Source organism: Mycobacterium sp. MAC_080597_8934, assembly GCF_000523975.1.
Taxonomy (GTDB): domain Bacteria; phylum Actinomycetota; class Actinomycetes; order Mycobacteriales; family Mycobacteriaceae; genus Mycobacterium; species Mycobacterium avium.
In genome coordinates, this window is the sequence record NZ_JAOS01000031.1 from 186,137 (window position 1) to 210,790 (window position 24,654).

17 protein-coding genes and 4 pseudogenes are annotated in these 24,654 nt (G+C 70.0%); 8 read left to right on the forward strand and 13 right to left on the reverse strand.

Annotation, left to right across the window (positions count from 1 at the left end; genetic code table 11):
• Position 1: 1 nt before the first annotated feature.
• Genes NF20_RS19235 through NF20_RS19245 form a run of 3 tightly spaced genes read right to left on the reverse strand, consistent with a single transcriptional unit; the run spans position 2 to position 2,386 of the window.
• A complete protein-coding gene (locus NF20_RS19235; protein WP_033710794.1) occupies positions 2-880 on the reverse strand; it encodes an ABC transporter permease in 879 nt (292 codons plus the stop codon).
• A 1-nt stretch (position 881) separates the two neighbouring features.
• Entirely contained in the window at positions 882-1,679 is a 798-nt protein-coding gene (locus tag NF20_RS19240) for an MlaE family ABC transporter permease (RefSeq protein WP_003873599.1), read from the reverse strand.
• The gene (locus tag NF20_RS19245; RefSeq protein ID WP_033710793.1) at positions 1,676-2,386 is read right to left on the reverse strand and encodes a FadR/GntR family transcriptional regulator; all 711 of its coding nucleotides are present in this window, start codon (positions 2,384-2,386) and stop codon (positions 1,676-1,678) included. The genes NF20_RS19240 and NF20_RS19245 overlap by 4 nt, the downstream gene beginning before the upstream one ends.
• A 122-nt stretch (positions 2,387-2,508) precedes the next feature.
• Between NF20_RS19245 and NF20_RS26600 the strand changes: the two are divergent.
• Both NF20_RS26600 and NF20_RS19250 read left to right on the forward strand, forming a co-directional pair.
• A pseudogene (locus tag NF20_RS26600) lies at positions 2,509-2,763 on the forward strand (type II toxin-antitoxin system ParD family antitoxin).
• 93 nt (positions 2,764-2,856) lie between these two features.
• Positions 2,857-3,108: pseudogene (locus NF20_RS19250) on the forward strand (FAD-dependent oxidoreductase); the annotation flags it as partial.
• A 37-nt stretch (positions 3,109-3,145) separates the two neighbouring features.
• Here NF20_RS19250 and NF20_RS19255 read toward each other — a convergent pair.
• The gene (locus tag NF20_RS19255) at positions 3,146-4,093 is read right to left on the reverse strand and encodes a class I SAM-dependent methyltransferase (protein ID WP_009979180.1); all 948 of its coding nucleotides are present in this window, start codon (positions 4,091-4,093) and stop codon (positions 3,146-3,148) included.
• Positions 4,090-5,052: a class I SAM-dependent methyltransferase gene (locus tag NF20_RS19260; RefSeq protein ID WP_033710791.1), complete on the reverse strand. Its 963-nt coding sequence runs from the start codon at positions 5,050-5,052 to the stop codon at positions 4,090-4,092. Before NF20_RS19260 ends, NF20_RS19255 begins: the two co-directional genes overlap by 4 nt.
• A 169-nt stretch (positions 5,053-5,221) precedes the next feature.
• On the opposite strand from NF20_RS19260, the gene NF20_RS19265 reads away from it, so the two are divergent.
• A complete protein-coding gene (locus NF20_RS19265; RefSeq protein WP_009979182.1) occupies positions 5,222-7,597 on the forward strand; it encodes a lysylphosphatidylglycerol synthetase family protein in 2,376 nt (791 codons plus the stop codon).
• 3 nt (positions 7,598-7,600) lie between these two features.
• Here NF20_RS19265 and NF20_RS19270 read toward each other — a convergent pair whose 3' ends face one another.
• A complete protein-coding gene (locus NF20_RS19270; RefSeq protein ID WP_033717391.1) occupies positions 7,601-10,237 on the reverse strand; it encodes a GH92 family glycosyl hydrolase in 2,637 nt (878 codons plus the stop codon).
• A 211-nt stretch (positions 10,238-10,448) separates the two neighbouring features.
• Between NF20_RS19270 and NF20_RS19275 the strand changes: the two genes are divergently transcribed.
• A complete protein-coding gene (locus NF20_RS19275) occupies positions 10,449-11,126 on the forward strand; it encodes an LpqN/LpqT family lipoprotein (RefSeq protein ID WP_033710788.1) in 678 nt (225 codons plus the stop codon).
• A 12-nt stretch (positions 11,127-11,138) separates the two neighbouring features.
• On the opposite strand, the gene NF20_RS19280 is transcribed toward NF20_RS19275, so the two are convergent.
• The 4 genes and pseudogenes from NF20_RS19280 to galT form a co-directional block, all read right to left on the reverse strand.
• Positions 11,139-11,840, reverse strand: a complete 702-nt coding sequence (locus NF20_RS19280) for a PAS and ANTAR domain-containing protein (RefSeq protein WP_003873608.1) — start codon at positions 11,838-11,840, stop codon at positions 11,139-11,141.
• A 177-nt stretch (positions 11,841-12,017) separates the two neighbouring features.
• Positions 12,018-12,773, reverse strand: coding sequence for a Mut7-C RNAse domain-containing protein (locus NF20_RS19285; protein ID WP_155947471.1), 756 nt, complete (start codon positions 12,771-12,773; stop codon positions 12,018-12,020).
• A pseudogene (locus NF20_RS19290) lies at positions 12,770-13,859 on the reverse strand (galactokinase). The gene NF20_RS19285 and the pseudogene NF20_RS19290 overlap by 4 nt, the downstream one beginning before the upstream one ends.
• On the reverse strand, positions 13,856-14,965 hold the full coding sequence (gene galT, locus NF20_RS19295; RefSeq protein ID WP_033710785.1) for a galactose-1-phosphate uridylyltransferase: 1,110 nt from the start codon (positions 14,963-14,965) through the stop codon (positions 13,856-13,858). The pseudogene NF20_RS19290 and the gene galT overlap by 4 nt, the downstream one beginning before the upstream one ends.
• A gap of 100 nt (positions 14,966-15,065) precedes the next feature.
• On the opposite strand from galT, the pseudogene NF20_RS19300 reads away from it, so the two are divergent.
• Positions 15,066-17,248: pseudogene (locus NF20_RS19300) on the forward strand (FUSC family protein).
• A 30-nt stretch (positions 17,249-17,278) separates the two neighbouring features.
• Here NF20_RS19300 and NF20_RS19305 read toward each other — a convergent pair.
• Entirely contained in the window at positions 17,279-18,148 is an 870-nt protein-coding gene (locus NF20_RS19305) for an alpha/beta fold hydrolase (protein ID WP_003873613.1), read from the reverse strand.
• A gap of 38 nt (positions 18,149-18,186) precedes the next feature.
• Here NF20_RS19305 and NF20_RS19310 point away from each other — a divergent pair, with 38 nt between their 5' ends.
• Positions 18,187-19,077: an NYN domain-containing protein gene (locus tag NF20_RS19310; protein ID WP_009979192.1), complete on the forward strand. Its 891-nt coding sequence runs from the start codon at positions 18,187-18,189 to the stop codon at positions 19,075-19,077.
• 240 nt (positions 19,078-19,317) lie between these two features.
• Here the strand turns inward: NF20_RS19310 and NF20_RS19315 are convergent, their stop codons facing one another.
• On the reverse strand, positions 19,318-20,550 hold the full coding sequence (locus tag NF20_RS19315) for an IS256-like element IS1245 family transposase (RefSeq protein WP_011725525.1): 1,233 nt from the start codon (positions 20,548-20,550) through the stop codon (positions 19,318-19,320).
• 146 nt (positions 20,551-20,696) lie between these two features.
• On the opposite strand from NF20_RS19315, the gene NF20_RS19320 reads away from it, so the two are divergent.
• Together NF20_RS19320 and NF20_RS19325 are read left to right on the forward strand one after the other, a co-directional pair.
• Entirely contained in the window at positions 20,697-21,926 is a 1,230-nt protein-coding gene (locus NF20_RS19320; protein ID WP_023900668.1) for a cytochrome P450, read from the forward strand.
• An 80-nt stretch (positions 21,927-22,006) separates the two neighbouring features.
• On the forward strand, positions 22,007-23,341 hold the full coding sequence (locus NF20_RS19325; RefSeq protein WP_050485474.1) for a hypothetical protein: 1,335 nt from the start codon (positions 22,007-22,009) through the stop codon (positions 23,339-23,341).
• 2 nt (positions 23,342-23,343) lie between these two features.
• On the opposite strand, the gene NF20_RS19330 is transcribed toward NF20_RS19325, so the two are convergent.
• Positions 23,344-24,642, reverse strand: coding sequence for an NRAMP family divalent metal transporter (locus tag NF20_RS19330; RefSeq protein ID WP_031349223.1), 1,299 nt, complete (start codon positions 24,640-24,642; stop codon positions 23,344-23,346).
• Positions 24,643-24,654: the final 12 nt, after the last annotated feature.

The window sequence follows — 24,654 nt, forward strand, 5'->3', positions numbered from 1 at the left end:
CTCACACCGTCAGGTTGAAGTTCGGGTCGCCGCCGTAGAGCGCCAACTGGGCGAGCAGGACCACCACCACCACCGAGACCAGGGAGAACCGCATCGATCGGCCCACCGCGTGCCCGACGCCGACCGGGCCGCCGCTGGCGGTGTAGCCGTAGTAGCAGTGGGTGATCATCACCACCACCGCGATGATGACGACCTCGAACACCGACCAGCCCACGTCCTCGGGGCGCAGGAAGGTGCGGAAGTAGTGCTCGTAGGTGCCGTTCGACTGGCCGTAGAACACGGTCGTGACGACCTGTCCGGAGGTGAAGGCCATGTCCAGGGCCAGCGCGTACAGGGGCACGATCACCGCCAGCCCGCCCAGGATCCGGGTGGACACCAGGAACGAAATCGATTTGATGCCCATGACTTCCAGCGCGTCGATCTCCTCGCTGATCCGCATGGCGCCGAGCTGGGCGGTGGCGCCCGCGCCGACCGTGGCGGCCAGCGTCACCCCGGCGACGATCGGTGCGGCGATGCGGGTGTTGGCCAGCGCGGCGAAGAACCCGGTGAACGCCTCGACGCCGATGTTGCCCAGCGACGCGAAACCCTGGATGGCGATCAGCGAGCCGCCGGACAGGGTGACGAAGCCGATGATCGCCACGGTGCCGCCGATGACGGCCATCGCGCCCGTGCCCATGCCGATCTCGGCGACCAGGCGCAGCGTCTCGCGCCGGTAGTGGCGCAACGCCCAGCCGATCTGGCCGACGCTGATGCGGGCGAACCGCGCGAAAATGCCGATCTGCCAAAGCCTTCGGACGGTGCCGCCGCCGTAGCGGTCGAGGTTGGCGGCGGTTCGCGGATAGCGGGCGCGCAGGGCGCCGGGCGCGGAGATCGCTGCCATGTCAGCGGCCCGTCCCGAACCGCACGCCGATGGTGGTCAGCACCACGTTGACGGCGAACAGCGCGATCACGCACAACACCAGCGTCTCGTTGACGGCGGTGCCCACCCCCTTGGGACCGCCCTTGGTGGTCAGTCCCCGATAGCAGCCGACCAGGCCGGCGATGGTCCCGAAGGTGGCCGACTTGACCACCGAGATCACCACCTCGGGCAGGCCGGTGATCAGGGTGAGGGTGCCGACGTAGGCGCCCGCCGAAATGTGTTGGATGAAAACGCCGAACACGAATCCGCCGACCAGGCCGATGGTGATCACCGCACCGTTGAGCAGGGTGGCGACGATGGTGGCGGCGACCACCCGGGGCACCACCAGCCGGTGGATGGGGTCGATGCCCAGCACCTCCAGCGCGTCGATCTCCTCGCGGATGGTGCGCGCTCCCAGGTCCGCACAGATCGCCGTGGAGCCGGCGCCGGCGATCACCAGCACCGTGGTCAGCGGCCCCAGCTGCGTCACCGCGCCCAACGCCGCACCGGCGCCGGAGATGTCGGCGGCGCCGAACTCGGCCAGCAGGATGTTGAGGGTGAAGATGATCAGCACGGTGAGCGGGATCGCGACGGCGAGGGTGGGCAGCAGCGAGACGCTGGTGATGAACCAGCCCTGCTCGATGGTCTCCCGCCACTGGAAGGGCCGCCGGAACAACGCCTTGCCGGTCAGCACGCACGTCCTGAAGAAGCCGCCGACCGCGTCGATCCCGGGCTGAATCTGGCCCCGCAGGTAGTTCGCGATCACGGCTTGGCTGCTCATCGCCGCTCCAGCGCGCCGATCATGGTGGCGTTGGCGAGTTCGAGGACCTCGCGGGCGCCGCGGCCCGCCTCGTCCGCATCGCCGGCACAGATCGCCTGGGCCAGTGCACGATACGCGTCGGTGCGGTTGATCTCGGCGGGAATCGCGGCGGCCAGCACACCCAGAGCTCGCTCGTAGGCCGCGCGGAAAGGGTTGTACATCAGCCGGAATACGATCGAGCCGGAGCTGTCGACCATGTGATCCCAGAACTCGAGAGTGCCGCGATGCCACTCGACCGCGCTGTGCGAGGCCTCCAGCCGGCGCAGCGAATCGTCGAGCAGCGCAGCCAGTTCCGGGCCGTGCTGTTCGGCGGCCAGTTCCGCGACCTTCGGACCGATCCGCAGCCGCGTCTCCAGAATGCTGCGGAACACCCCCGCGTCGAGTTCGCCGTCGCGAAACACCAACTGCGGCAACAGGTCAAGACCGGCGTGCCGCCGGAAGTCGCGCACCGTCGTGACGCCGCCGTGGCGCACCTCGACGAGGCTGGCCGCCGACAGCCGCTTGAGCGCCTCGCGGACGGCGGGGCGCGACACCCCGAAGACCTCCGCCAGCCGGCGCTCGCTGGGCAACGCCGAACCCGCTGGCAGCTCACCGCTGAGCACGTCGGTGGCGATCTGGTCGAAAACCGCTTCGGGCACCGATCGGCGAATCACCGGCTGCAGCGCCATGCGGCCAGTGTGGCGGGCCGACGGCCAGTCAGGTGGTCAGACCACCGGCGTGTCGCGCATCTTTCCGCGACTCACCCAACCCGCCGGCAAGCGCGCGATACCAATTATTGGCATGGTGAGCGTTGTGGGGTAAAAACACGTCTTTCAGCCTCGACGAGCACTACAGCGCCTTTCGAGAGCGAGGTCGCCTCGGGACGCTACCGGTCGGCCAGTGACGTCGTGCGCTCCGCGCTACGGCTGCTCGAGGATCGCGAAACCCAGCTACGGGGGCGCTGCGCGAAGCTCTCGAAGCCGGCGAACGCAGCGGCACCTCGACGCCGTTCGACTTCGACACGTTCCTCGACCGTAAGCGGACCGAAGCTTCGGACGGCCGTTGAGCAGCCGACACCTTCTCTCGCCGCCGGGTAACATCCTCTTCTACCGGGTGACTGCTTTCTGTGCCGGCATCGTGCGGCGTTAGGTTCGACACCATGGCGCAACGGATCCTGGTGATCGGAGCCGGCATTGCGGGCCTGGCGACGGCGGTGGCGATGCAGCGGCGCGGATACGCAGTCACCGTCGTCAAGGAGCGCACCGACACGTCCTCGGGCGCCGGGATCAGCATCTGGCCCAACGCGCTGGCCGCGTTGGACCGCATCGGCGTCGGCCAGGCTGTCCGCGATGCCGGCGGCCGCATCACGGCGGGCGCGTTGCGTTGGCGAGACGGCTCGTGGCTGCGTCGGCTGGCTTTCACCCTGCCGAAAGGCTAGGCCTTCTGGTCTACCGCCGCTGCGCGGCGACGAACAGGTTCCCCGGCACGAAGTCGCGGACCTCGGCCGGCGCCGGCCGCCCGTAGCCGGCCATCAGCTCGTCCGACGGCGTCACGCGCACGTCCCAGCCGTGCCGGCCGAACCACTCACCGACGTCCTCGCGTTCCTCGAAGTACCACAGCTCGTCGGTTCTGGGCACCGCCCGATCCGGATCGATCCGTGCCATCAGGGCCTGGATCCGGTCCATCCGTTCCCGGCGCTTGGCGCGGGCCTGCGGGTCGAGGAACTTGGGCCCCAACGCCTCCACCGCGACCCGGCTGCCGGCGACGGTGAGGCCCTGAATGCGGTCGAACAGCAAGTCCTGGGCGGCAGCCGGCAGATACGGCATCAGCCCCTCGGCCGACCACACGCTGGGCGCCGACGCGTCAAACCCGGCCTGCCGCAACGCTTCCGGCCAGTCGTGGCGCAGATCCACCGGCACGGCGACCCGGTTGCAGGCGGGCTGCGCCCCGTGTTCGGCCAGGGTGGACTCCTTGAATTCGAGCACCCGGGGCTGGTCGAGCTCGTAGACCGTGGTCCCGGCCGGCCAGGGCAGCCGCCAGGACCGCGCGTCCAGCCCGGCCGCCAGGATCACCGCCTGACGGATGCCCGCACCGGTTGCCTCCAGGAAGAACGAGTCGAAAAACGCTGTGCGCGAAGCCATGTAGCTAACCATGGCCTGCTGCTGCAGCGGTATGGTCGGTTCGGCCTCGATCAGCTCGGGCGGCAGCTGCGGCGCGGAGTGCCAGTTCCACACGCCGTCGCCGGCGGCGTCCAGGAAGACCTGTGCGAACGGATCTTTGATCAAAGGGTTTTCGCTGCGGGTCTCCGCGGCGCGGGCCGAGGCCACCCCCAGCGCGGTCGCCCCCACGCTTTCGGTGATCTCCCAGCTGTCGTCGTCGCTCCGGGCTGTGCTCATCGGTCGGGTCGGGTCCTTTCCGTGCGTTGCGCCGCCACGAACCGCGTCTGCGGTGTGGCGTCTTCGATGTCGTGCGGTGGTCTGCGGTCGTAGCGGGCCATCAGTTCGGGCGCCGGGGTGACCGTCACGTCCCAGCCGTGCCGGCCCAGCCAGTCGCCCACGTCCTCGCGTTCCTCGAAGTACCAGAGGTCTTGCACGTCGGGGATGTCGCGGTCGGGCTCCAGGTCGGCCATCAGGTCGCGCACCCGCTGCATGGTCTGGCGCTGCCGCTCGCGGGCGGCCTCGTCGAGGAAGTCGGGGCCGGGCGCCTCCACCGCGATCCGGCTGCCCGGCGCGGCGAGGGTCTGCACCCGCTCGAACAACAGCTGCTGGGCGGCCGCCGGCAGGAACGGCAACAGGCCCTCGGCCGACCACGCGCTGGGCGCGTGCGCATCGAATCCGGCCTGGCGCAAGGCGGCCGGCCAGTCGTGGCGCAGGTCCACCGGGACGCTGACCAGGTGGCAGGTCGGCCGGGCCCCGTGCTCGGCGAGCGTCGTCACCTTGAACTCCAGCACCCGCGGCTGGTCCAGTTCGTAGACCGTCGTGCCGTCTTCGAACGGCAGCCGCCACGCCCGGGAGTCCAGGCCCGCCGCCAGGATCACCACCTGACGGACGCCCGCGCGGGTCGCCGCGAGGAAGAAGTTGTCGAAGAACGCCGTCCGCGCGGCCATGTAGTCGACCATGCCCTGCATCCGCGGCTTGAGGTCGGGTTCGGCCTCGGCGATCTGGGCGGGCAGGTTGGGCGCGGCGAACCAGTTCCACATGCCGTCGCCGGCGGCGTCCAGGAACACCCGCGCGAACGGGTCGCTGATCAGCGGGTTCTCGCTCTCGGTCTCGGCGGCGCGGGCGGCGGCCACCCCGAGCGCGGTCGCCCCCACGCTCTCGGTGATCTCCCAGCTGTCGTCGTCGGTCCTGGGCACGTGCGCCTCCTCCCCACTTCGCTAGCTCGGCTACCTATACGACCCTACGCGCGCTGCATGAGTGGGAGCTGTCAACCAAGCGGGGATTGAGTTAACTTGTCGGCGGGCCGATCAGCGGCCGTGAGCGCGGTATCGGCGATGCCGGGCGAATCCGGAGGATCGTTGATAGATGCGAGTTGACGGGCGCGACATCATCGTCTCCGGCAGCTTGCTGCAGCCGCTGACCCGGCGGACCAACGACATCCTGCGGCTGGGGATGGCGCTGATCTTCCTGGCGGTGGTGATCACGGGTTCGGTGATCACCCGCCCGCAGTGGATCGCGCTGGAGAAATCGGTCTCCCAGATCGTCGGTGTCCTCTCGCCCACCCAATCCGATGTCGTCTACCTGGTGTACGGGTTGGCGATCGTGGCCTTGCCGTTCATGATCCTGATCGGTCTGATCGCGGCCGGGCAGTGGAAGCTGTTGGGCGCCTACGCCGCCGCGGGGCTGAGCGCCATCGTGTTGTTGTCGATCAGCGGCACCGGATTGGCCGCGCCGCGATGGCATTTCGACGTCCTCGACCGGCTCACCACGCTGCCGGCGCAATTGCTCGACGACCCGCGCTGGATCGGGATGCTGGCGGCGGTGCTGACGGTGTCGGGACCGTGGCTGCCGGCGCGCTGGCGGCACTGGTGGTGGGCGCTGCTGCTGGCGTTCGTGCCGATCCACCTTGTGGTCAGCGCGATCGTCCCGGCGCGCTCGCTGGTCGGTTTGGCGGTCGGCTGGGTGGTCGGGGCGCTGGTGGTGCTCGTCGTGGGCACGCCGGCGCTCGAGGTTCCGCTGGACGCCGCGGTGCGGGCGTTGGCCAAGGCCGGCTTCGAGGTTTGCCGGCTCACCGTGGTCCGGCCGGCCGGCCGCGGCCCGCTCATTCTGTCCGCCGACGGCCAGGACGCCGACCACACGGCCCTGATCGAGTTGTACGGCCCGCACCAACGCAGCGGCGGGGCGCTGCGCCAGCTGTGGGGCAAGCTCAAGCTGCGCGACGCCGAGACCGCGCCGCTGCTGACCTCGATGCGCCGCGCGGTGGAGCACCGCGCGCTGATGGCCATCGCGATCGGCGAGGCCGGCCTGGCCAACACCGCGACGGTGGCCGTCGCCACCCTGGACCGGGGCTGGATGCTGTACTCGCACAAGCCTCCTCGCGGCACGCCCATCGACCGATGCGCGAAAACCACACCGGTGCAACGGCTCTGGGAGGCGTTGCGGGTGCTCAACGACCACCAGATCGCCCACGGGGACCTGCGCGCCCACCACATCACCGTCGACGACGGGGCCGTGTTGTTCGGCGGCTTCGGCAGCGCCGAGTACGGGGCCACCGAGGCGCAGCTGCAATCCGACATCGCGCAGCTGTTGGTGACGACGTCGGCGCACTACGACCCGAAGTCCGCGGTGCGCGCCGCCATCGACGTCTTCGGCGCGGACACCATTTTGTCGGCGTCCCGGCGGCTCACCAAAGTCGCTGTGCCCAAATCGGTTCGGCGTTCGGTGCCGGACTCGGGGGCCGTCATCTCGGGCGCCCGCGCCGAGGTGAAGCGGCAAACGGGGGCCGACCAGATCAAACCGCAGACCATCACCCGGTTCACCCGCAGCCAGATCATTCAGCTGGTGCTGTTCGGGGCGTTGGTCTACGTCGCGTATCCGTTCATCAGCACGGCGCCGACGTTCTTCTCCCAGCTGCGCACCGCGGACTGGTGGTGGGCGCTGCTGGGCTTGCTGGTGTCGGCGCTGACCTATGTCGGCGCTGCCGCGGCGCTGTGGGCCTGCGCCGACGGCATGGTGAACTTCTGGATGCTGTCAATCGCGCAGGTGGCCAACACCTTTGCCGCGACCACCACCCCGGCCGGTGTCGGCGGGCTGGCGTTGTCCACCCGCTTCCTGCAAAAGAGCGGCCTGTCGGCGATGCGGGCCACTGCGGCGGTCGCGCTGCAGCAGTCGGTGCAGGTGATCGCGCATCTGGCGCTGCTGGTGCTGTTCAGCGCGGCGGCCGGCGCATCGATGAATCTGTCGCATTTCGTGCCCAGCGCAACCATGCTGTATCTGATCGCGGGTGTGGCGCTGGGCATCGTCGGCACCTTCCTGTTCGTGCCCACACTGCGCAGGTGGCTGGCCACCGAGGTGCGCCCGAAGCTGGACGAGGTGGTGAGCGACCTGGCCAAGCTCGCCCGCGAACCGCGGCGGCTGGCGCTGATCCTGTTGGGTTGCGCGGGAACGACTCTCGGTGCGGCGCTGGCGTTGTGGGCCAGCATTCAGGCCTTCGGCGGCGACACCACGTTCGTCGCCGTCACCGTGGTGACGATGGTCGGCGGGACGCTGGCCTCGGCGGCGCCGACGCCCGGCGGTGTCGGGGCGGTCGAGGCGGCGCTGATCGGTGGGCTGGCCGCGTTCGGGGTGCCGGCGGCCATCGGGGTGCCGGCCGTGCTGCTGTATCGGATGCTGACCTGCTGGCTGCCGGTATTCGTCGGCTGGCCGGTGATGCGCTGGCTGACCAAGCACGAGATGGTCTGAGGGTCAACGGCTCTCCGGTTCGGCCTGGGTGTCCACCAGAACCGTTGTGGTGCGGGTGCTTTGGCCGACGGTGGTGGTCAAGGACACCAGGTAGTAGTCCTGGGGCACCGTCGGTGCCACGGTGATCGGGACGGACACCGACGCCGCCCCGCCGGCGTCGAATTGGCCGGACGTGGGCGTCACGGCGACGCCGGGGTCGGAGGCGGCGCCGGAGACGGTGTATCCACCGGCGCCGTCGATCATGCGTTGCGCGTCCAGGGTCACGCTGCCGCGGTGCCCGGGCGCGATGCTGACGACGGGTTGCGGCACGTTGACCGCCACCGCCGAACTCCCCGCCCCGAACGACGGCGGCGCATCAGATTCGGCCGTGCCCCAATGCTTGTCGGGGTAGGCCGCGAGCGAGAACGCCAGCGTGCCGCCGGTGCGGATGATCGACTCGGGCAGCCAGGTGTGCTCGGTGGGCCGGCCGTCGACCTTCAGGCCGCTGATGTAGGCCGGGTGGTGCGGCCCGGACGCGCCGGGGGCGGCGATCCGGATGGATTTGCCTGCCGGCAGCGCGATTTCGATGCGGTCGAACAGCGGCGCGGCCACCGTCAGGATGGGGGTCCCCGGGGTGGCCGGGTACAGTCCCAGCGCCGCCCACACGTACCAGCCGGCCAGCGCGCCCAGGTCGTCGTTGCCCGGTTCGCCGTCGGCGGTCGGACCGAACAGCCCGCGCACCCGGTCGACGGTGTGTTGGGTCTTCCACGGTTGGCCGATGTAGTTGTACAGCCACGGCACACCGAAACTGGGCTCGTTGCCGGCCCACAGGTACGGCTGGTTGGGACCGACGTTGAGTTTCTTGGTGAACCGGTCCAGCCGCTCGGCCACCGCGGCGCGCCCGCCCAGCGCGGTCACCAGGCCCGCGACGTTGTGCGGCACCGACCACACGTACTGCTCGGCGTTGCCCTCGTCGTACCCGACCTGGCCGAAGTTGTCCGGGGACACCACGACCGCGGGCCCGGGGCGGAAGAATCCGCTCCAGCTGCGCGGCACCACCGAACGGGTGCTCGGATTGAACAGGTTCTGCCAGTACTGCGCCCGGTTCGCGAATTCGGCGGCGGTAGCGGCGTCGCCGAGCGAGTCGGCGAACCGGGAGATGGCGAAGTCGTCGATCGACCATTCGAGGGTGATCGACGCGTCCGCGATCCAGCCGTTGCGGCCGAATTCCAGGGTGAACGGCGCGTAGCCCAGCCGCAGGTAGGTGGCGATGCCGCGGCGTTCCACGTAACCGGCCAAGCCCACCCCGCCCTTGGTCGCCCCGTCCACCATGTAGCGCAGCGCCGCGGCGGTGTCGAAGTCGTTGGCGCCGAACGTGTTCAGGTTCACGATGAGCGGGACCACGCTGTCGCCGCTCATCTCGCCGGTGGCGGCGTTGGCGAACGCCCAGCGCGGCAGCGCGCCGCTCTGCTGGGCGTCGGTGACCAGCGATTGGGCCATGTCGGCGGCCCGGTCCGGGAACAGCAACGCCTGCAACGCCGCCAGGCAGCGGTAGGTGTCCCAGTCGGAGAAGTTGGCGTACTGGACGTGACCGTCGGCCACCCGGTGGATGCCGCCGTCGAACCCGACGTAGCGCCCGTCGGCGTCGTTGAACATGTTGGGGTGCAACATGGTTCGGTACAGGGCGGTGTAGAAGGTGGTCAGGTCGTCGCTGTTGCGGCCGGCCACCGTCACCCGGGACAGCGCGGCGTTCCATTGCCGGGCCGCGGCGGCGCGGACGTCGTCGAAGCCGGCGTTGCCCTCGGCCGCCAGGTTGGCCCGGGCCCCTTCGATGCCGACGTAGGAGATCGCGGTGCGCACCTCGAGCACCGAGCCGGCCGGGAACTCGACATACCCGCCGCTGTACGGCGCGTTCGCGCTGCGGGCCCCGGGGTAGACGATGCTGCCGTCCCAGGACCCGTACGAGATGAACGGCCGGCTGAACTTCATCGCGAAGTAGACGGTGTAGGCGTTGGGCTTGTCGCAGAAGCCGCCGCTGGTGGCCCAGCCGGTGATGGTGGTGTTGTCCTCGCCGAGGTGGATGGTGGCGCGGGAGTTGCCGGCCAGCGACGAGCCGGAACGCACCTGCAGCAGGGCGGGCCGGCCGTCGCCCGGGTAGCTGAACCGGCCGACGCCGGTGTGCGCGGTGGCGGTGAGTTCGGCGGTCACCCCGGCGCCGGGGAGTCGCACCGTGTAATAGCCGGGCACCCCGCGCTCGGTGTCGTCGTGGGCGATGCGTTCGGTGGCGTTCCAGGGCTGCACGCCGAGCCCGCCGGTGACCGGCAGCATCGAGATGTCGCCGAACGCAGCGCATCCCACCGAGGCGTGCGTCATGCTGAACCCGGTCGCCCGCGGGTTGTCGTAGTTGTAGCCGGCGTAGTTGCCGGAGGTGTCCGGCGAGTACTGCACCATCCCGAACGGCACGGTGGCGCCGGGGAAGTTGTTGATCTCCCCCACCGTCTCGCCGCCGGTGCCGGTGCCGATGAGCGTCACGACGTGGTCGACGGGATTGGCCACGAACAGCGGCGGTCCATCGTAGCCCCGGGGCGGCGCCGGCGCGATCACCGTCATCACCACGGCCAGGGTCGCGACCAGCGCAATCGGGGCCGTTCGCGACCGCATACCTGTCTAATACTGGATCGCCGGTGGTTGGCGGTGTATTGCCGTGGCGTTTTCGGCCACTAATTGGAATAACGATCGCCGGCCGGCCCGCGCGGCCGGCCGCCAGCAAAAAGTCCAAAAGATACCGGCAAACTTGCGAAGCATTTCCGCTACTGTTGCGGCAGCCTGGTCGGCCGCAGGTACCGACCCCAATTGTCGGGAGATTGGATTAATGAAACACTTGACTCTAGCAACGATTTCCGTGGCGCTGAGTTTAGCGCTGGTGGGCTGCGGCCACGATCACAAATCCGGTGACAAAACGTCGACGTCGACGTCGACCTCGACCTCCACGTCGACGGCGACGTCCTCGAAATCCAGCACCGCACCGGCGGCGCAAGCCAAATACACCATCGCCGACTACGTGAAGGACAACCACATCTCCGAGACCCCGGTCCACCACGGCGATCCCGGCCCGAACGTCGACCTGCCGGTGCCCGCCGGCTGGCAGCTCAACCAGAACTCCGGCACCTCCTACGGCGGCATCGTGCAGAGCCAGCCCGCCGACCCGTCCGACCCGCCCACGGTGTCGGCGCTGTTCTCCAAGCTGACCGGCGACGTCGACCCGGCGAAGATCATCCAGTACGCCCCGGGCGAGGTGCAGAACCTGCCCGGGTACTCCGGCAGCGGTGACGGCTCGGCGTCCACGCTGGGCGGTTACCAGGCCTGGCAGTTGGGCGGCACCTACCAGCGCGGCGGCAAGACCCGCGTCATCGCGCAGAAGACGGTGGTGATCCCCAGCCAGGGCGCGGTCTACGTGCTGCAGCTCAACGCCGACGGGCTGGAGAGCGACCAGGGCCCGTTGATGGACGCCACCCACATCATCGACGAGCAGACCACCATCACGGGCTGACGGCGGCGGCGTTCAGCCGGAGCCGGCCTCGCCGGCGCCGGGCGGGCGCAGGTGGGCGGTGCGCAGCCGCTGGTCGAACCGCGAGCGCGCGGTGATGACCTCCTTGCCCAGCGCGGTGAAGTCTTCGGCGATGCGCTGCGCCAGCACCGACAGCTTGATGTTGCCGTGCTGGGACAGCGATTTGAGCATGTTGAACGCCGCGTCCTCGTCGATGCCGTAGACCAGCATCAGCATCCCCTTGGTGCGGTCGATGACGCCGCGCCGCCCGGCGATCTCGGAGACCTTGGCGCTGATCGAGTCCTCGCGGTTGCGGGTGGCGGCCGGGGTGACCTCGATGTAGAAGCCGTGGGTGCCGACGAGCTCGCCGCTGTCGTCGAAGAGCTGGTCGCCCACCACCACGACGTGGTGGATGATGCCGGCGGTGTCCACGATGCGGTGCCGGGTGCTGAACGCCTGCCGGCGCCGGATCATGTCGTTGATGCCGTCGATCACCTGCGGGCGATCGGCCGGATGCTTGTGCGACAGCACCAGTTCGGTGGTGGGGGTGACGGTGCCGGGTTGGTAGCCGTGCATCCGCTGCACCTGGTCGGACCACACCCAGCGTTCGCCCTCGAAGTAGAAGCGGAACCAGCCCACCCGCTGCGGGGTGGCGCCGGCCAGGCCCCGCTCCAGCGCCGCGGCCTGCCCGTCTAGATTCCAAGCCACGGCGGACATTTCGGGTCGAGAGCGGCGGCGCACAGCGGTAGCGATCCGGCGCGGATCGCCACTGGCGGCCCCGGAGAACTGGCACGGCGCGTGCAGGAGTCAACTGCCCCCATGGCGGTCAGGTTACATTTTCTGACCAGCGGTCACCGCCAAAACGGTGAAATTGCCGGGCGAGTAAGTTTCGCGCTACAGCTGCCGTCGCAGTCTTTCCACCAGGGCGAGCAGCTTCGCGTGGTGTGACCCGGGCCAGTAGATGCGGCCGCATCGGGTGCAGCGGCTGAAGTCGTCGTAGTACCGCCGGGTCAGCGGCGGCAGCTGGTCGCTCACCTCGTCCTTGGCGACCGCGGTCAGGGTCCCGTTGCAGCGCACGCAGCGCGACAGCGGCGCCAGCCGCCCGGTCAGGTCGAGCCGGCGGATTACGCCCAGCGCCTGCTCCTCGGGATCGTCGGGGCGCACGAACAGTCCGTGGGTGACCGCGCGGCGCTTGAGCAGCCCGCGGTCGCGGGTCAGCAGGATGCGGTGCTGCTCGCCGCTGATCGCGGCCAGGGTCTGGTCGTCGGCGTCGTTCGACCACCACACGTCGAACCCGAACAGCCGCAACAGCCAGGCCAGCCGGCCCAGGTTGACGTCGACGACGAACCGGGGATCGCGCAACGGCACCGGCCGCAGCCGGGCGGTGGGCCCGATGTCGAGCGCCTCGAACATCGGGTAGGCGGCGATGCGGTCGCCGGCCCGGGGGCGGTGGTCGAACCCGTGGACGGAGCCGTTCACCACGATGAGGTCGACCTCGGTGTGCGGAATTCCCATCGCCTCCAACACATCCTTGACGGTCTGGTGCGCCCGGAACGGGCGGCGCACCGCGGCGCCGCGCGACTCGGCGGGCAGAAAGTCGTTGAGTTCGGCGTAGGCCCGAACCTCCACGTAGCCGGCCGGCTCGCTCACCGGCACGGGCCCGCGCCAGCGGCGGCGCGGGTTCGGGTGACGACGGGTTGTGCGAAGCCGGCCTGCGCCGCGGCCGCCGCACCGCCTGCCCGATCGCCTCGGCGCGCTGCACGGGCGCCAGGGCGATCACGCAGCCGCCGAACCCGCCGCCGGTCATCCGTGCCCCCAGCGCGCCGGCGCGCAGCGCGGTGTCGGCGACCAAATCGATGCGTTCGGTGGTGATGCCGAAGTCGTCGCGCATGGAGGCATGCGAGGCGGTGAAGATCCGGCCCGCCTCGGGGTAGTCCGAATTGTTCAGCGCCGCAACGCAATCGATGACCCGCCGGTTCTCGGTGAGCACGTGGCGGGCGCGGCGGGCGTCGACGGGGTCGCGCACCGCGGCCAGGTCGGTGCAGCCGCGGTCGGCGGCCTCCCGCAGCGAGGACGCGGACAGGTCGGCGGCCGCCCGCTCGCACGACAGCCGCCGGGCCGCGTAGTCGCCGCCGGCGTGGGTGTGGCGCTCCCGGGAGTCGATCAGCAACAGGGCGACCCGGCGGCGTCGGGGTCGAAGGCCACCGGGGTGACGGCCAGGTCGGCGAAGTCGATCAGCACCGCGGTGGCCGGGCGGCCGTACAGCGCGGCCAGCTGGTCGAGCAAACCCGTTGGGGCGCCGACGTATTCGTTTTCGGCGCGCTGGGCCAGCCGGGCCTGTTCGGTGGCGTCGATGCGAATCCCGGCGGCCGACGAGATCGCGCCCAGCACGGCGCATTCCAGCGCCGCCGAGGACGACAGGCCCGAACCCATCGGCACGTCGCTGGTGATCGACATCGCCCCGCCGGGCACCGGGTGGCCGGCGGTGCGCAGCGCCCACATCACCCCGGCCGGATAGGCCGCCCAGCCGGTGACGTCGCCGGGGCCGGTGTCGATCGGGATCCGCACCGGCGCGTCCGCGCGGTCGCTGACCACCGTGATGGCATCGTCGTCGGCGGGCGTGAAGCTGGCCACGGTGCGCTGGGGCAGGGCGATCGGCAGCGCGAAACCCAGGTTGTAGTCGGTGTGTTCGCCGATCAGGTTGATCCGGCCGGGCGCGGCGTAGCGGACGGTCATCGCAGCTCCCGCAGCCGCTGGGCCACGCTTTCCGGGGTGACGTCGCTGATGAAGGCGTCCATCGCCGATTCGGAGGCGGCGAGGTATTTGAGCTTGGTCGCGCTGCGCCGGATGGACATCAGTTCGACGTGGAAGTAGCCCTGGGCCTGAGCACCGGTGCCGGTGTATTGGTGCAGCGCCGAAATGTAGGGCAGCGATGCGTCATACATCCGGTCGAAGCGGCGCAGCACGTCCAGATAGATGGCCACGAACCCGTCCACCTCGTCGTCGCGCAGTGCGGTCAGGTTGGGCACGAACCTGTTCGGGTAGATGTGCACCTCCACCGGCCACCGCGCCGCGAACGGCACGAACGCGGTGAACAGGTCGTCGCGCGCGATGATCCGGCTGCCGTCGGCGACCTCGCGGGCCAGCAGGTCACCGAAGAGGTTGCCGCCGTGGCGTTTTCGATGCTCGTCGGCCTGGCCCAGCATGGCGGCGGTGCGCGGGGTCAGGTAGGGGTAGCCGTAGATCTGGCCGTGCGGATGGGTCAGGGTCACCCCGATCTCCTCCCCGCGGTTCTCGAAGCAGAACACCTGCTCGATGCCCGGGGTGGCCATCAGCTCGGCGGTGCGATGCCGCCAGGCCTGCACCACCAGCCGGGCGTGCGCGGGTGGCAGCCCCGCGAACGACCCCGTGTGGTCGGCCGAGAAGCAGACCACCTCGCAGCGGCCGTGCGCGGGCGCGGACACGAACCCGTCGGCGCCGGCGGCCGGCAGCCCCGGTGCCGCACCGGACAGGCTGGGAAAGCGGTTCTCGAACACCACGACGTCGTAGTCGGCGGCGGGCACCTCGCTGGTCAGCCCGGTCGGCCCGGGGCAGAGCGGGCACGCGTCGGGCGGCGGCTTGTAGGTGCGGTCCTGGCGCAGCGCGGCGATGATCACCCACTGCCCGGTGGACCGGTCGAACCGCAGCTGCGACTGTCCGCCCGGCGCAACGGTTTCGGCGGTTCGGGGCGGCAGGGGGCGGCGGTCTTCGACCGGCGAAGCGCGGTGCCCGGGCAGCGAGAAGAACAGCAGGTCGCGACCGTCAGCCAGCTTCGCCCGCGTCGGCCCCATGATGTCGAACACTAGCTTGGTCGCCGCCGCGCGGTTCGGGTAACCATGGGGGGTACGCGCAAGAGAGGCGGTCATCGCAATAACGGATCTCTACGAACGCGCCCGCAACTGGGTGATCGGCTCCGATCCCGGCTTGCTGCGGCTGCGCATGGCGACTCGGACCACGGCCGCGCTCGGGCTGTCACTGCTGGCGCTGTGGCTGCTGACCAGGGCGACGGGACAGCCGTTGACCGTCGCGTTGCTGGGTGTGGTGATCACCATGGTCGCGTCGCGCTCGGTCAACGAGCCCGATCCGCGCCAGCAGCGGATCACCATGGCGCTGTTGCCGGTTCCGGCCGCGGTGGCCATCACGGCCGCTGCGGCGCTGGCGCCGCACCCGGTGGCCGGCGACGTGGTGTTCGTGCTGATCGTGTTCGCGGCGGCCTACATTCGCCGCTTCGGCGCGCGGGGCCGCGCGCTGGGCATGGTCGCGTTCATGTCCTACTTCTTCACGCTGTATCTGCGTGCCCGGGTCTCGGAGCTGCCCTGGATGATCGGGGCGGTCGCGGTGGGCACGGTGTGCACGTATGTGATGACCAGCCATGTGCTGCCCGACCGGCCGGAGCGGGTGCTGCGGGCCACCATCCGGGCGCTGCGGGCCCGCATGGCGATCGTGATCGATACCACCGCCGAGGCGGTGCGCACCGGCCGGCTGGACGAGCGGCGGCGCCGGCGCATGCGGGCCCGCACCGTCCGGCTCAACGAGACCGCCCTGATGGTGCAGAGCCAGATCGAGGACAGGGCCGACCCGGGCACGCTGTGGCCCGGAGTCACCGCCGAACAGCTGGCCCCCTGGCTGCTGGACGCCGAGCTGGCCATCGAGTGGGTGGCGACGGCCGGGCGGCGGGCCGCGGCCCTGGGCGCCGAGTTACCCGAGGCCGCGCGCGCCGAATTGGTCTCGGCGCTAACCCAATTGGGCCGCGCGATCCGGTTGCCCGAACCGGGTGGCCTGCGCGACGCCGCCAGCCGGGCGCGCCGGCTGCTGGACGCGGCCACCGACGACCGGCCCGCCGGCACCGCGGTGCGCCGGCTGGCCCTGGCGATCATCAACGCCGCGACGGCGACCGCCGACGTGCGGGCCATCGTCGACGGGCCGCCGGCGCCGCGGTGCCCGACGTCGCCGGCAGCGAGCGCCCGCCGGCGGCCGCCGGCGCCGCGGCCGAGGAGCCCGCCGAGCAAGAAGAAGAACAACCGGCGGGTCTGCGGCCCACCACCCGGCAGGCCATCCAGGTGTCGGTGGCGGCGTCGCTGGCCATCATCACCGGCGAGCTGGTGTCGCCGGCCCGCTGGTATTGGGCCGTGATCGCCGCGTTCGTCATCTTCGCCGGCACCAACTCGTGGGGCGAAACCCTGACCAAGGGCTGGCAGCGGCTGCTCGGCACGATGCTCGGCGTGCCCGCCGGCGTGCTGGTGGCCACGCTGCTGACCGGACACGAGGCGGCCGCGCTGGCCGGCATCTTCGTGTGCCTGTTCTGTGCCTTCTATTTCATGACGGTGACCTACAGCCTGATGACGTTCTGGATCACCACCATGCTGGCGCTGCTGTACGGGCTGCTCGGCCAGTTCTCGTTCGGGGTGCTGATGCTTCGCATCGAAGAGACCGCGCTCGGCGCGGTAATCGGTGCGACGGTGGCCGTCGTGGTGCTGCCGACCAACACCCGGACCGCGATCCGCGCCGACACCCGGGCCTTTCTGACCAGCCTGTCCGCGCTGATCGAGGCCTGCGCGGCGGCCATGTCCGGCGGCGCGGCCAGCCCGTCCGAGCAGGCACGTCAGCTGGACCGCGACCTGCAGCAGTTCCGGGTGACCGCCAAGCCGCTGCTGGCCGGTGTCGCCGGGCTCGCAGGCCGCCGCGGCATCCGCCGCGCGCTGCGGATCTTCACCGCCTGCGACCGGTACGGCCGGGCGCTGGCGCGCAGCAGCGAGCAGTACCGCGGCTCGCCCGGGCCCGGCCCCCAACTGGCGCAAGCCTTTTCGGCGGCCGCGGCCCAGACGCGGCGCAACCTCGACGCATTGCTGGAGGCGATCGACAGTGGCCACCCGCCGACGTTGGTCTCGGCGGCCGACGAACTCGACGCCGCGGAAACCGCGGCCCGCCAGCACGACAGCGACGGTGACGGCGAGACACGGCCCGACGTCCGGCGATTCCTGACCGCCGTGCACGCCCTGCGCCAGATCGAGCGGGCCGTCATCAGCACGGCCACCAATCTCGGTGGCCACGAAGACGTCAGGACGGCCACCGCCGCGCCGCGCTGACCGGACGGGGCCACGTTTGCCACCGGCGGGTTAGCCGGGCTGCGGGCTCGTCGCATCGCGGCGCTCATCGGTGGCGATGAAGTCCTCGATCAGCTCCACCACCCGCATCGGCGCCTCGACCTGCGCGAAGTGCCCGACGTCGGGCAGCACCTCGAGCCGGGCGTCGGTGCGCGCCTCGTGCGCGGCGTAGGCGTGGTCGACGGGAATGATGCCGTCGCGCTCCCCCCAGATGGCCATGACCGGTAGCTCCTCGCGCAACTGCAGCCGGTTGAGCGCGCTGACCGCCTGCCCGCGGTAATCGACCACCGATCGCAGCGTCTTCAGGAACGATTGGCGGGTTTCGCCGTCCGACAACGACGAGTAGGCGTTCCACAACTCCGCCCCGCGCGGCGACTGGATGCCGGCGCCGCGCAGCCAGGACCGCAGCTTGTTGCCGACGGACAGCACGGGCGTCGGCGCGATGACCGGCAACACCAGCTCCGCGCCGGGCGCCGACAGCAGCCGCAGCACCCATCCGACGTCCGGGCCCAGGCCGCCGCTGCTGATCAGGATCAACCGCTGGGCGTAATCGGGGTGCTGGTACACGAACTGCATGGCCACCCCGCCGCCGAGCGAATGGCCGATCACGGTGGCCCGGCTGACCCCGAGTTCGTCCAGGAAGTCACGAAGCCAGACCGCGAAGGCACCCAGCGAGTAGTCGGTGCGCGGTTTCGCCGACTCGCCGTGCCCGAGCAGGTCGGGGGCGATGACTCGGAACTTCTTGGCCAGCGGCGGTATCACCGACCGCCAGGTCTCCGAGCTGCCGGCCATGCCGTGGATGAGCAGCAGCACCTCGCCCTCCCCCTGGTCGCGGAAGGCGACGCGGTCGCCGTGCAGTTCGAGAAACTTCAGCTCGCTCATGTGGCTCGGATACCCACCCGACGCCGTCTATCTCGGCAATGATCGAAGGCATGTCCGAACCGGTTGCCCCCCGCGTGGCCGTCTACCTCGACTTCGACAACATCGTGATCTCCCGCTACGACCAGATTCACGGCCGGAACTCGTTCCAGCGGGACAAGGCCAAGGGGCTCGAGCAGTTCACCGAGCGGCTCGAGCAGGCGACGGTCGACGTCGGCGCGATCCTGGATTTCGCGTCGTCGTTCGGCACGCTGGTGCTCACCCGCGCCTATGCCGACTGGTCGGCCGAGATCAACGCCGGGTATCGCGGGCAGTTGGTGGCCCGCGCGGTCGACCTGGTGCAGCTGTTCCCGGCCGCCGCCTACGGCAAGAACGGCGCCGACATCCGGTTGGCCGTCGACGCAGTGGAGGACATGTTCCGGCTGCCCGACCTGACGCATGTGGTGATCGTCGCCGGTGACTCCGACTACATTCCGTTGGCCCAGCGCTGCAAGCGGCTGGGCCGGTACGTGGTCGGCATCGGGGTGGCCGGCGCGTCGAGCCGGGCGCTGGCGGCGGCGTGCGACGAGTTCGTCATCTACGACGCGCTGCCCGGGGTAACGGCGCTGGACCGCACCCCCGCGCCGGCCGAAACGGTGCCCGCCAAACCGCGCACCCGCCGCGGCAAGGCAGCCCAACCCGAGGAACCCGACCCGCAGGCCGCGGCCACCGCGCTGCTGACCCGCGCGCTGCAGATCGGTTTGGAGAAGGACGACGTCGACTGGCTGCACAACTCGGCCGTCAAGGCCCAGATGAAGCGGATGGATCCGTCGTTCAGCGAAAAGTCTTTGGGTTTCCGCTCGTTCAGCGATTTCCTGCGGTCGCGCTCCGACGTCGTCGAGCTGGACGAGACGTCGACGACGCGGATGGTGCGGCTGCGCCCGCACGAGTGAATTCGCCGCCCCGATCCGCCCCGGCCGAACCCCGCCCGTCCCAGCCCATCCCGGCCCAATACCGGCCATGCATTTTTCGTTTGGTGTATGGCGTTTCGTGCCTGCGGCGCCGTCGGTCGTTGACACTCCCCCGACCTGGCCATACATTGACTGAAAGTCGTCCGCAGCGTGCTGCGGGGTCACGTCCCGTGGAGTGGTGTAAGAGCGGTCGCGTGTCCGCGTGTGGCTCTGTGGTAGCCACTATGCCGTGAGAGCGGCTGTGGGGGCAATGGTTTCGGCACTTTGGTCACTGACGTCGAGCAGAGCGAGGCTGGTCTCGGAGAGGTAGCGCTTGTCGGCGACCTGCCATTCGTCGTGGGCCTCAACGAGTACCGAGCCGGCCAGCCGTAACAGCGCGGCGGGGTTGGGGAACACGCCGACGACGTCGGTGCGGCGTTTGATTTCCTTGTTCAATCGCTCCAGTGGGTTGGTTGACCAGATCTTTTTCCAGTGGGCCACCGGGAAGTCGGCGAAGGCGGTGATGTCGGCGGCGGCCTCGCGCAACATGGTTTCGACCTTGGGGAACTGGCGGCCGAGCATGCCGGCGATGGTGTCGAGTTGTTCGCGCACGTGCTCGGCGTCTGGCTGGGCGAAGACGGTGCGGATCGCGGCGGCGACCATCTCTGCGGAGCCCTTGGGCACTTGGGCGAGCACGTTGCGCAGGAAGTGCACTCGACACCGCTGCCAGGCGGCCCCGATCAGCACGGCGTCAATGGCACTGCGCAGTCCGGCATGGGCATCGGAGATGACCAGTTGGACTCCGGCCAGACCGCGGGATTTCAACGACCGCAAAAACGCGGTCCAGAACGCCCCGTCCTCGGAGTCTCCGACCTCAAAGCCCAGTACCTCGCGGCGCCCGTCAGCGGCCACCCCGGTGGCGATGACCACCGCCTGCGACACCACCCGATGATTCACCCGGGCCTTGCAGTAGGTGGCGTCGAGGAAGACATACGGAAAGCGCTGATCACCCAACGGCCGGTCCCGGAAGGCCGCGACCTCGGTGTCGAGGTCTTTGCAGATCCGGCTGACCTCGCTTTTGGAGATCCCGGTATCGGTACCCAGTGCCTTGACCAGATCGTCGACCTTGCGGGTGGAGGTGCCGTGCAGGTAGGCCTCCATCACCACCGCGAACAAGCACTGATCGACCCGGCGACGCCGCTCCAACAACGCCGGGAAAAATGACCCGGTGCGCAGCTTGGGAATCCGCAGTTCCAGGTCCCCTGCGACCGTGGACAGCGTGCGCGGACGCGAGCCGTTGCGCTGATTGGAGCGGGTCTCGGTGCGCTCATGGGGAGAAGCCCCGATGAACGCGGTCAACTCCGCGTCGATCAAGGCTTGGTAGATCGTTTCGGCGGCTTGAGTGATCCGCTCACCGGCATCGGCGGTGCGCAGTGCGTCGAGCACCTCCAGCAAGGCAGACTGGTCCAGGGCCATCGCGATGTTCCTCTCGGTAGTGATTCTTGGTCGTTTCACCACAGAGACTCACGCGATGGCCCTCTTACGTCAGGGACCGACACGCCGCCATCACTTACACCACTCCCCGGGACGCTCCCTGCTGCGGGGTCGATGAGGAGACCGCGATGACCGTCGGTGCCGCTCCGCCAAGCGTTTTCGACTCCGACCTGCCGACGCTGCACTACCACTCCGAGGAGACACCGGCGCAGGTCTATCCGCGGCTGCGCGAGGCGCAGCGGCGGGCCGCCGTGGCGATCGGGCCGCACGGCCCGGAGGTGCTCTCCTATCACCTGGTCCGGTCCGTGCTGCGGGATCCGCGGTTCCAGATTCCGCCGGGCATCAATTTGCTGGCCCAGGGCATCGACTCGGGCCCGCTGTGGGACAAGGTCGCCAACAGCCTGCTGTGCCTGGAGGGCGACGCGCACCATCGACTGCGCAGCCTGTGCTCCAAGGCGTTCACCCCGCGCACGGTCGCCCGCCTGCACGACACCATGGCCGCCGTGATGAACGAGTTGGTCGACCGGGTGGCCGCGGCGGGTCGCTGCGACGTCGTCACCGACATCGCCCGCCCCTACCCCGTGCCGATCATCTGCGCGCTGCTCGGCGCGCCGCGCGAGGACTGGCGGCGGTTCTCGTCGTGGGCCGACGACGTGTTCAAGGCGTTCAGCTTCACCGTCGACCTGCGCGAGGTCGAGCCGGTCGTGATGCGCGCGTGGCGCGAGCTCGACGACTACGTCGACGAGATGGTCGCGCGCCGCCGGCACAGCCTGACCGACGACCTGCTCTCCGACCTGATCCGCGCCGGGGACGAGGGCGACCGCCTCGACGCCGCCGAGCTGCGCATGCTGGCGGGCGGCCTGCTGCTGGCGGGCACGGACACCACCCGCAACCAGGTGGCCGCCTCGGTGCAGGTGCTCTGCGAGCACCCCGACCAGTGGGAGCTGCTGCGGCAGCGCCCGGAGCTGGCGATGCGCGCCGTCGAGGAGACCATGCGGCATTCGCCGATCGCGTGCGGGACGCTGCGCCTGGTCGTCGAGGACGCCGAGCTCGACGGCCACCTGTTCCCCGCCGGCACCGCCGTGCTGGTGAATACCTTTGCGGCCAACCGTGATCCGGTGGTCTACGACGACCCCGACCGGGTCGACATCACCCGCGAGGCGGCACCGCCCATCCTGACCTTCGGCGGCGGCGTGCATTACTGTTTGGGCGCCAACCTGGCCCGGCGGGAGATCGCCGAGGCGCTCAACGTGCTGGCCAACCGGCTGCGCAACCCGCGGCTGGCCGGGCCGGCGCCGTGGAAGCCGATGGTGAGCCTGAGCGGGCCGACGAGCCTGCCCATCGAGTTCGACCGATAGTCGCCGCGGGACGCACGAGTCGCGCAACGGGCCGGGGCGGCCGTACGCTCCTGTGGTTACGAACTCACTGGGGGATTTTCATGCGCGCAGCCCGGCGCTCCACGGCGCGACGCCGACCGGCCGCGAGCCGAGGCGCCGCGCTGGCGGCGCTGGGGTGCCTGGCCCTGGCGTCGTGTTCGGACACCGTGCCCGCGCCGCCGCTCACCGCGACCACCTCGACGTCGAAGTCCACGTCCAAAGCCGGGCCCGATTCGGCCGCCGCACCCTCGATGACGGGCCCGCTGGAAAAGGACTGGAAAAGCTACGGCGGTACCGCGTATTTCGGTTGCCCGCAAAGGTTTTCGGTTAGCAAGTCCGCGCTGCAGGACATCCGGCCGAAGGTGTTCGACCCGAAGACCGGACAGTACCTGGCACCCGGTGTCCCGTCCGTTCCGGCCGGCGAGACGGTGACCGGCGCGATCTGCGCGCTGACGGGCACGGCGGAGCAGCTGCGGGTGGTGTACGTCGTGACCACCGCCGCCAAAACCACCGGCTACGTTTTCGACCTGACGAGCGGCCAGCCGCTGGTCGCCAAGGACCTGCAGGCACCGGCCCCCGATCAGCGGCTGGCCGCGCCGAAGGACTGGTCCCTGGCCTCGACCGCCTCGGGCGTGGCGTGGCTGAACGCCGTCACCGACGGCCACGCCGCCGCGGCGCCACCGCGGACCGTGGTGCTGTCGGGTCAGGACCTGTCGACGCTGTGGAGCGATCCAGAGCCCGCCCGGGTCTGGCCGGACGTGCTGGCGTTCACCCGCAGCAGCGATCCCGCCCAGACTCCGGGCGTCCGGCTGCGCCGGCCCGGCGGGGAAGAGATCTACCAGGACAACGACGTCGTGTCCGTCGACGCCGAATTGACCGACGGCTCAAGCAAATTGGTACAGCTCACCCGTCGGGATCCGGCCAACCCCGCCGAGGTGTCGACGATGTTCTATGACCTCGACGCCAAGTCGGTCATCAAAATCGGTGACTCCGACCGGATTTCGGGAGGCGGGCTGACCGCGGCGCTCTCGGACGGGAAACTGTTCGTCGACGGCCACAACCGCGACAATTCCCAATTCGGGTTCGGGGTATGGAACCTGCGCGGCCAGCAGTGGGACTTTCTGAAGAACCGCGACGACGCCCGGAAGCTGTCGCTTGCCAAGGTGGCGTTCTTCGAAGACCACCTTTACCTCACCGGCAGCGGCGGAACGTTCTCCGTCATCGCCCTGCCCGCGGGAGATCCCGTCGCATCCAACTGGGCGCTGCGCCCGTTCCAGCGGATCTCCGGATGGACGCTGGTGTGCCGCGGCGAGACCGCACCGGGCGCCAACGGGGAGTGCAAGGAGATCGTCATGGTGCAAGACCGCGACGGCCACTACCCCGGGCCGTGGTTCTGACCTCAGCCCCAGCCGAGCGCCTGCGGCACCATGTACAGGCCGAAGCCGATGGTCACCAGGCACAGCGCGCGGGTGACGTGCTTGTGCAGGCCACGCATGCGCCACTGCTCGGGCAGCGCCCGGGCTTCCAGCGCCAGCAGCAGGCCCAGCACGATGGGCAGCAGCAACGCGTTCATGATCTCGACGTCGACCGCCAGGTTGACCAGGTCGACGCTGGCCAGCACCAGCACCGCGCCCACGATGTGGGCCAGCGAATAGGTGAGGTAGAACTTCGCGGTGGCGCGGTTGGGCCGCTGGTTGAGCGTGTGCTTCCAGCCGAACACCTCCGCGAGTCCCCACGCACCGGCCAGCGACGCCACGATCGCGGCCACCAGCGCCGCACCCAGCATGCCCAGGCCGAACAGCACCGTGCCGCCGACGTGGCCCAGGTAGGGCGTCAGCGACTGGGCGATTTGGCCCACGGTCTCCAGCGGGGCACCGTCGCCGTGCCGGCCGATGGTGGAGGCCATGGTGATCACCACCGCGATCATGATCAGCTGGGTCAGCACCGCACCGAACGCGGTGTCGTAGCGGGCCTGCCGAATTGTGCTCTCCGACAGGTGTTTATCGACCACCGCGCCCTGCTGGTAGAAGATCATCCACGGCATGATCACCGCGCCCACGTTGGCCGCGATCAGCAGCAGATACGACGAGTCGCCCAACGGCATCGACGTCAGGCCATGCGCCAGCGCACCCGGGTCGGGCCGGGCCATCACCATGGCCACCAGGAAGGCCAGTTCGGCCGCGCCGACGGCCAGGCCGATCCGCTCGACGCGCCGGTAGCTGCCGGTGAGCGCCAGCGCCAGCAGCGCGATGGTCGCGACCGGGATGCTCACCCAGCGTGAGACACCGAAGAGTTCGCCCACCCCGGCGACGCCGGCGAACTCGGTCAGCAGCGCCCCGATCGCCGAGGCGAACAGGGTGAACGCCGACAGCCACGCCCAGCCGCGGCCGAACCGCTCCCGGATCAGCGAGCCGTGGCCGCGCCCGGTGACGATGCCCAACCGCACCGTCATCTCCTGCACGACGTAGAGCACCGGCATCAGGATCAGCTGCGGCAGCACCATCCGGTAACCCCACTGGGCGCCGGACTGGGAGGCGGTGATCAGCGAGCCGGCGTCGGTGTCGGCCAGCATCACGACCAGGCCGGGACCCCATACCGACAACAGCCCCCACCGCAGCCAGCGGCCACGGGTCCGCAGTGACACCGACGGCCGATCCGCGACGGCGTCGGCCACCGGCTGCGTGGTTGTCTCGGTCACCCTTGCCACTTC

What these genes read in the sequence shown, in the direction of transcription:
- NF20_RS19235 (WP_033710794.1), bottom strand. Translation starts at nt 880, where the DNA reads ATGGCAGCGATCTCCGCGCCCGGCGCCCTGCGCGCCCGCTATCCGCGA.
- NF20_RS19240 (WP_003873599.1), bottom strand. Translation starts at nt 1,679, where the DNA reads ATGAGCAGCCAAGCCGTGATCGCGAACTACCTGCGGGGCCAGATTCAG.
- NF20_RS19245 (WP_033710793.1), bottom strand. Translation starts at nt 2,386, where the DNA reads ATGGCGCTGCAGCCGGTGATTCGCCGATCGGTGCCCGAAGCGGTTTTC.
- NF20_RS19255 (WP_009979180.1), bottom strand. Translation starts at nt 4,093, where the DNA reads ATGAGCACAGCCCGGAGCGACGACGACAGCTGGGAGATCACCGAAAGC.
- NF20_RS19265 (WP_009979182.1), top strand. Translation starts at nt 5,222, where the DNA reads ATGCGAGTTGACGGGCGCGACATCATCGTCTCCGGCAGCTTGCTGCAG.
- NF20_RS19270 (WP_033717391.1), bottom strand. Translation starts at nt 10,237, where the DNA reads ATGCGGTCGCGAACGGCCCCGATTGCGCTGGTCGCGACCCTGGCCGTG.
- NF20_RS19275 (WP_033710788.1), top strand. Translation starts at nt 10,449, where the DNA reads ATGAAACACTTGACTCTAGCAACGATTTCCGTGGCGCTGAGTTTAGCG.
- NF20_RS19280 (WP_003873608.1), bottom strand. Translation starts at nt 11,840, where the DNA reads ATGTCCGCCGTGGCTTGGAATCTAGACGGGCAGGCCGCGGCGCTGGAG.
- NF20_RS19305 (WP_003873613.1), bottom strand. Translation starts at nt 18,148, where the DNA reads ATGAGCGAGCTGAAGTTTCTCGAACTGCACGGCGACCGCGTCGCCTTC.
- NF20_RS19310 (WP_009979192.1), top strand. Translation starts at nt 18,187, where the DNA reads ATGATCGAAGGCATGTCCGAACCGGTTGCCCCCCGCGTGGCCGTCTAC.
- NF20_RS19315 (WP_011725525.1), bottom strand. Translation starts at nt 20,550, where the DNA reads ATGGCCCTGGACCAGTCTGCCTTGCTGGAGGTGCTCGACGCACTGCGC.
- NF20_RS19320 (WP_023900668.1), top strand. Translation starts at nt 20,697, where the DNA reads ATGACCGTCGGTGCCGCTCCGCCAAGCGTTTTCGACTCCGACCTGCCG.
- NF20_RS19325 (WP_050485474.1), top strand. Translation starts at nt 22,007, where the DNA reads ATGCGCGCAGCCCGGCGCTCCACGGCGCGACGCCGACCGGCCGCGAGC.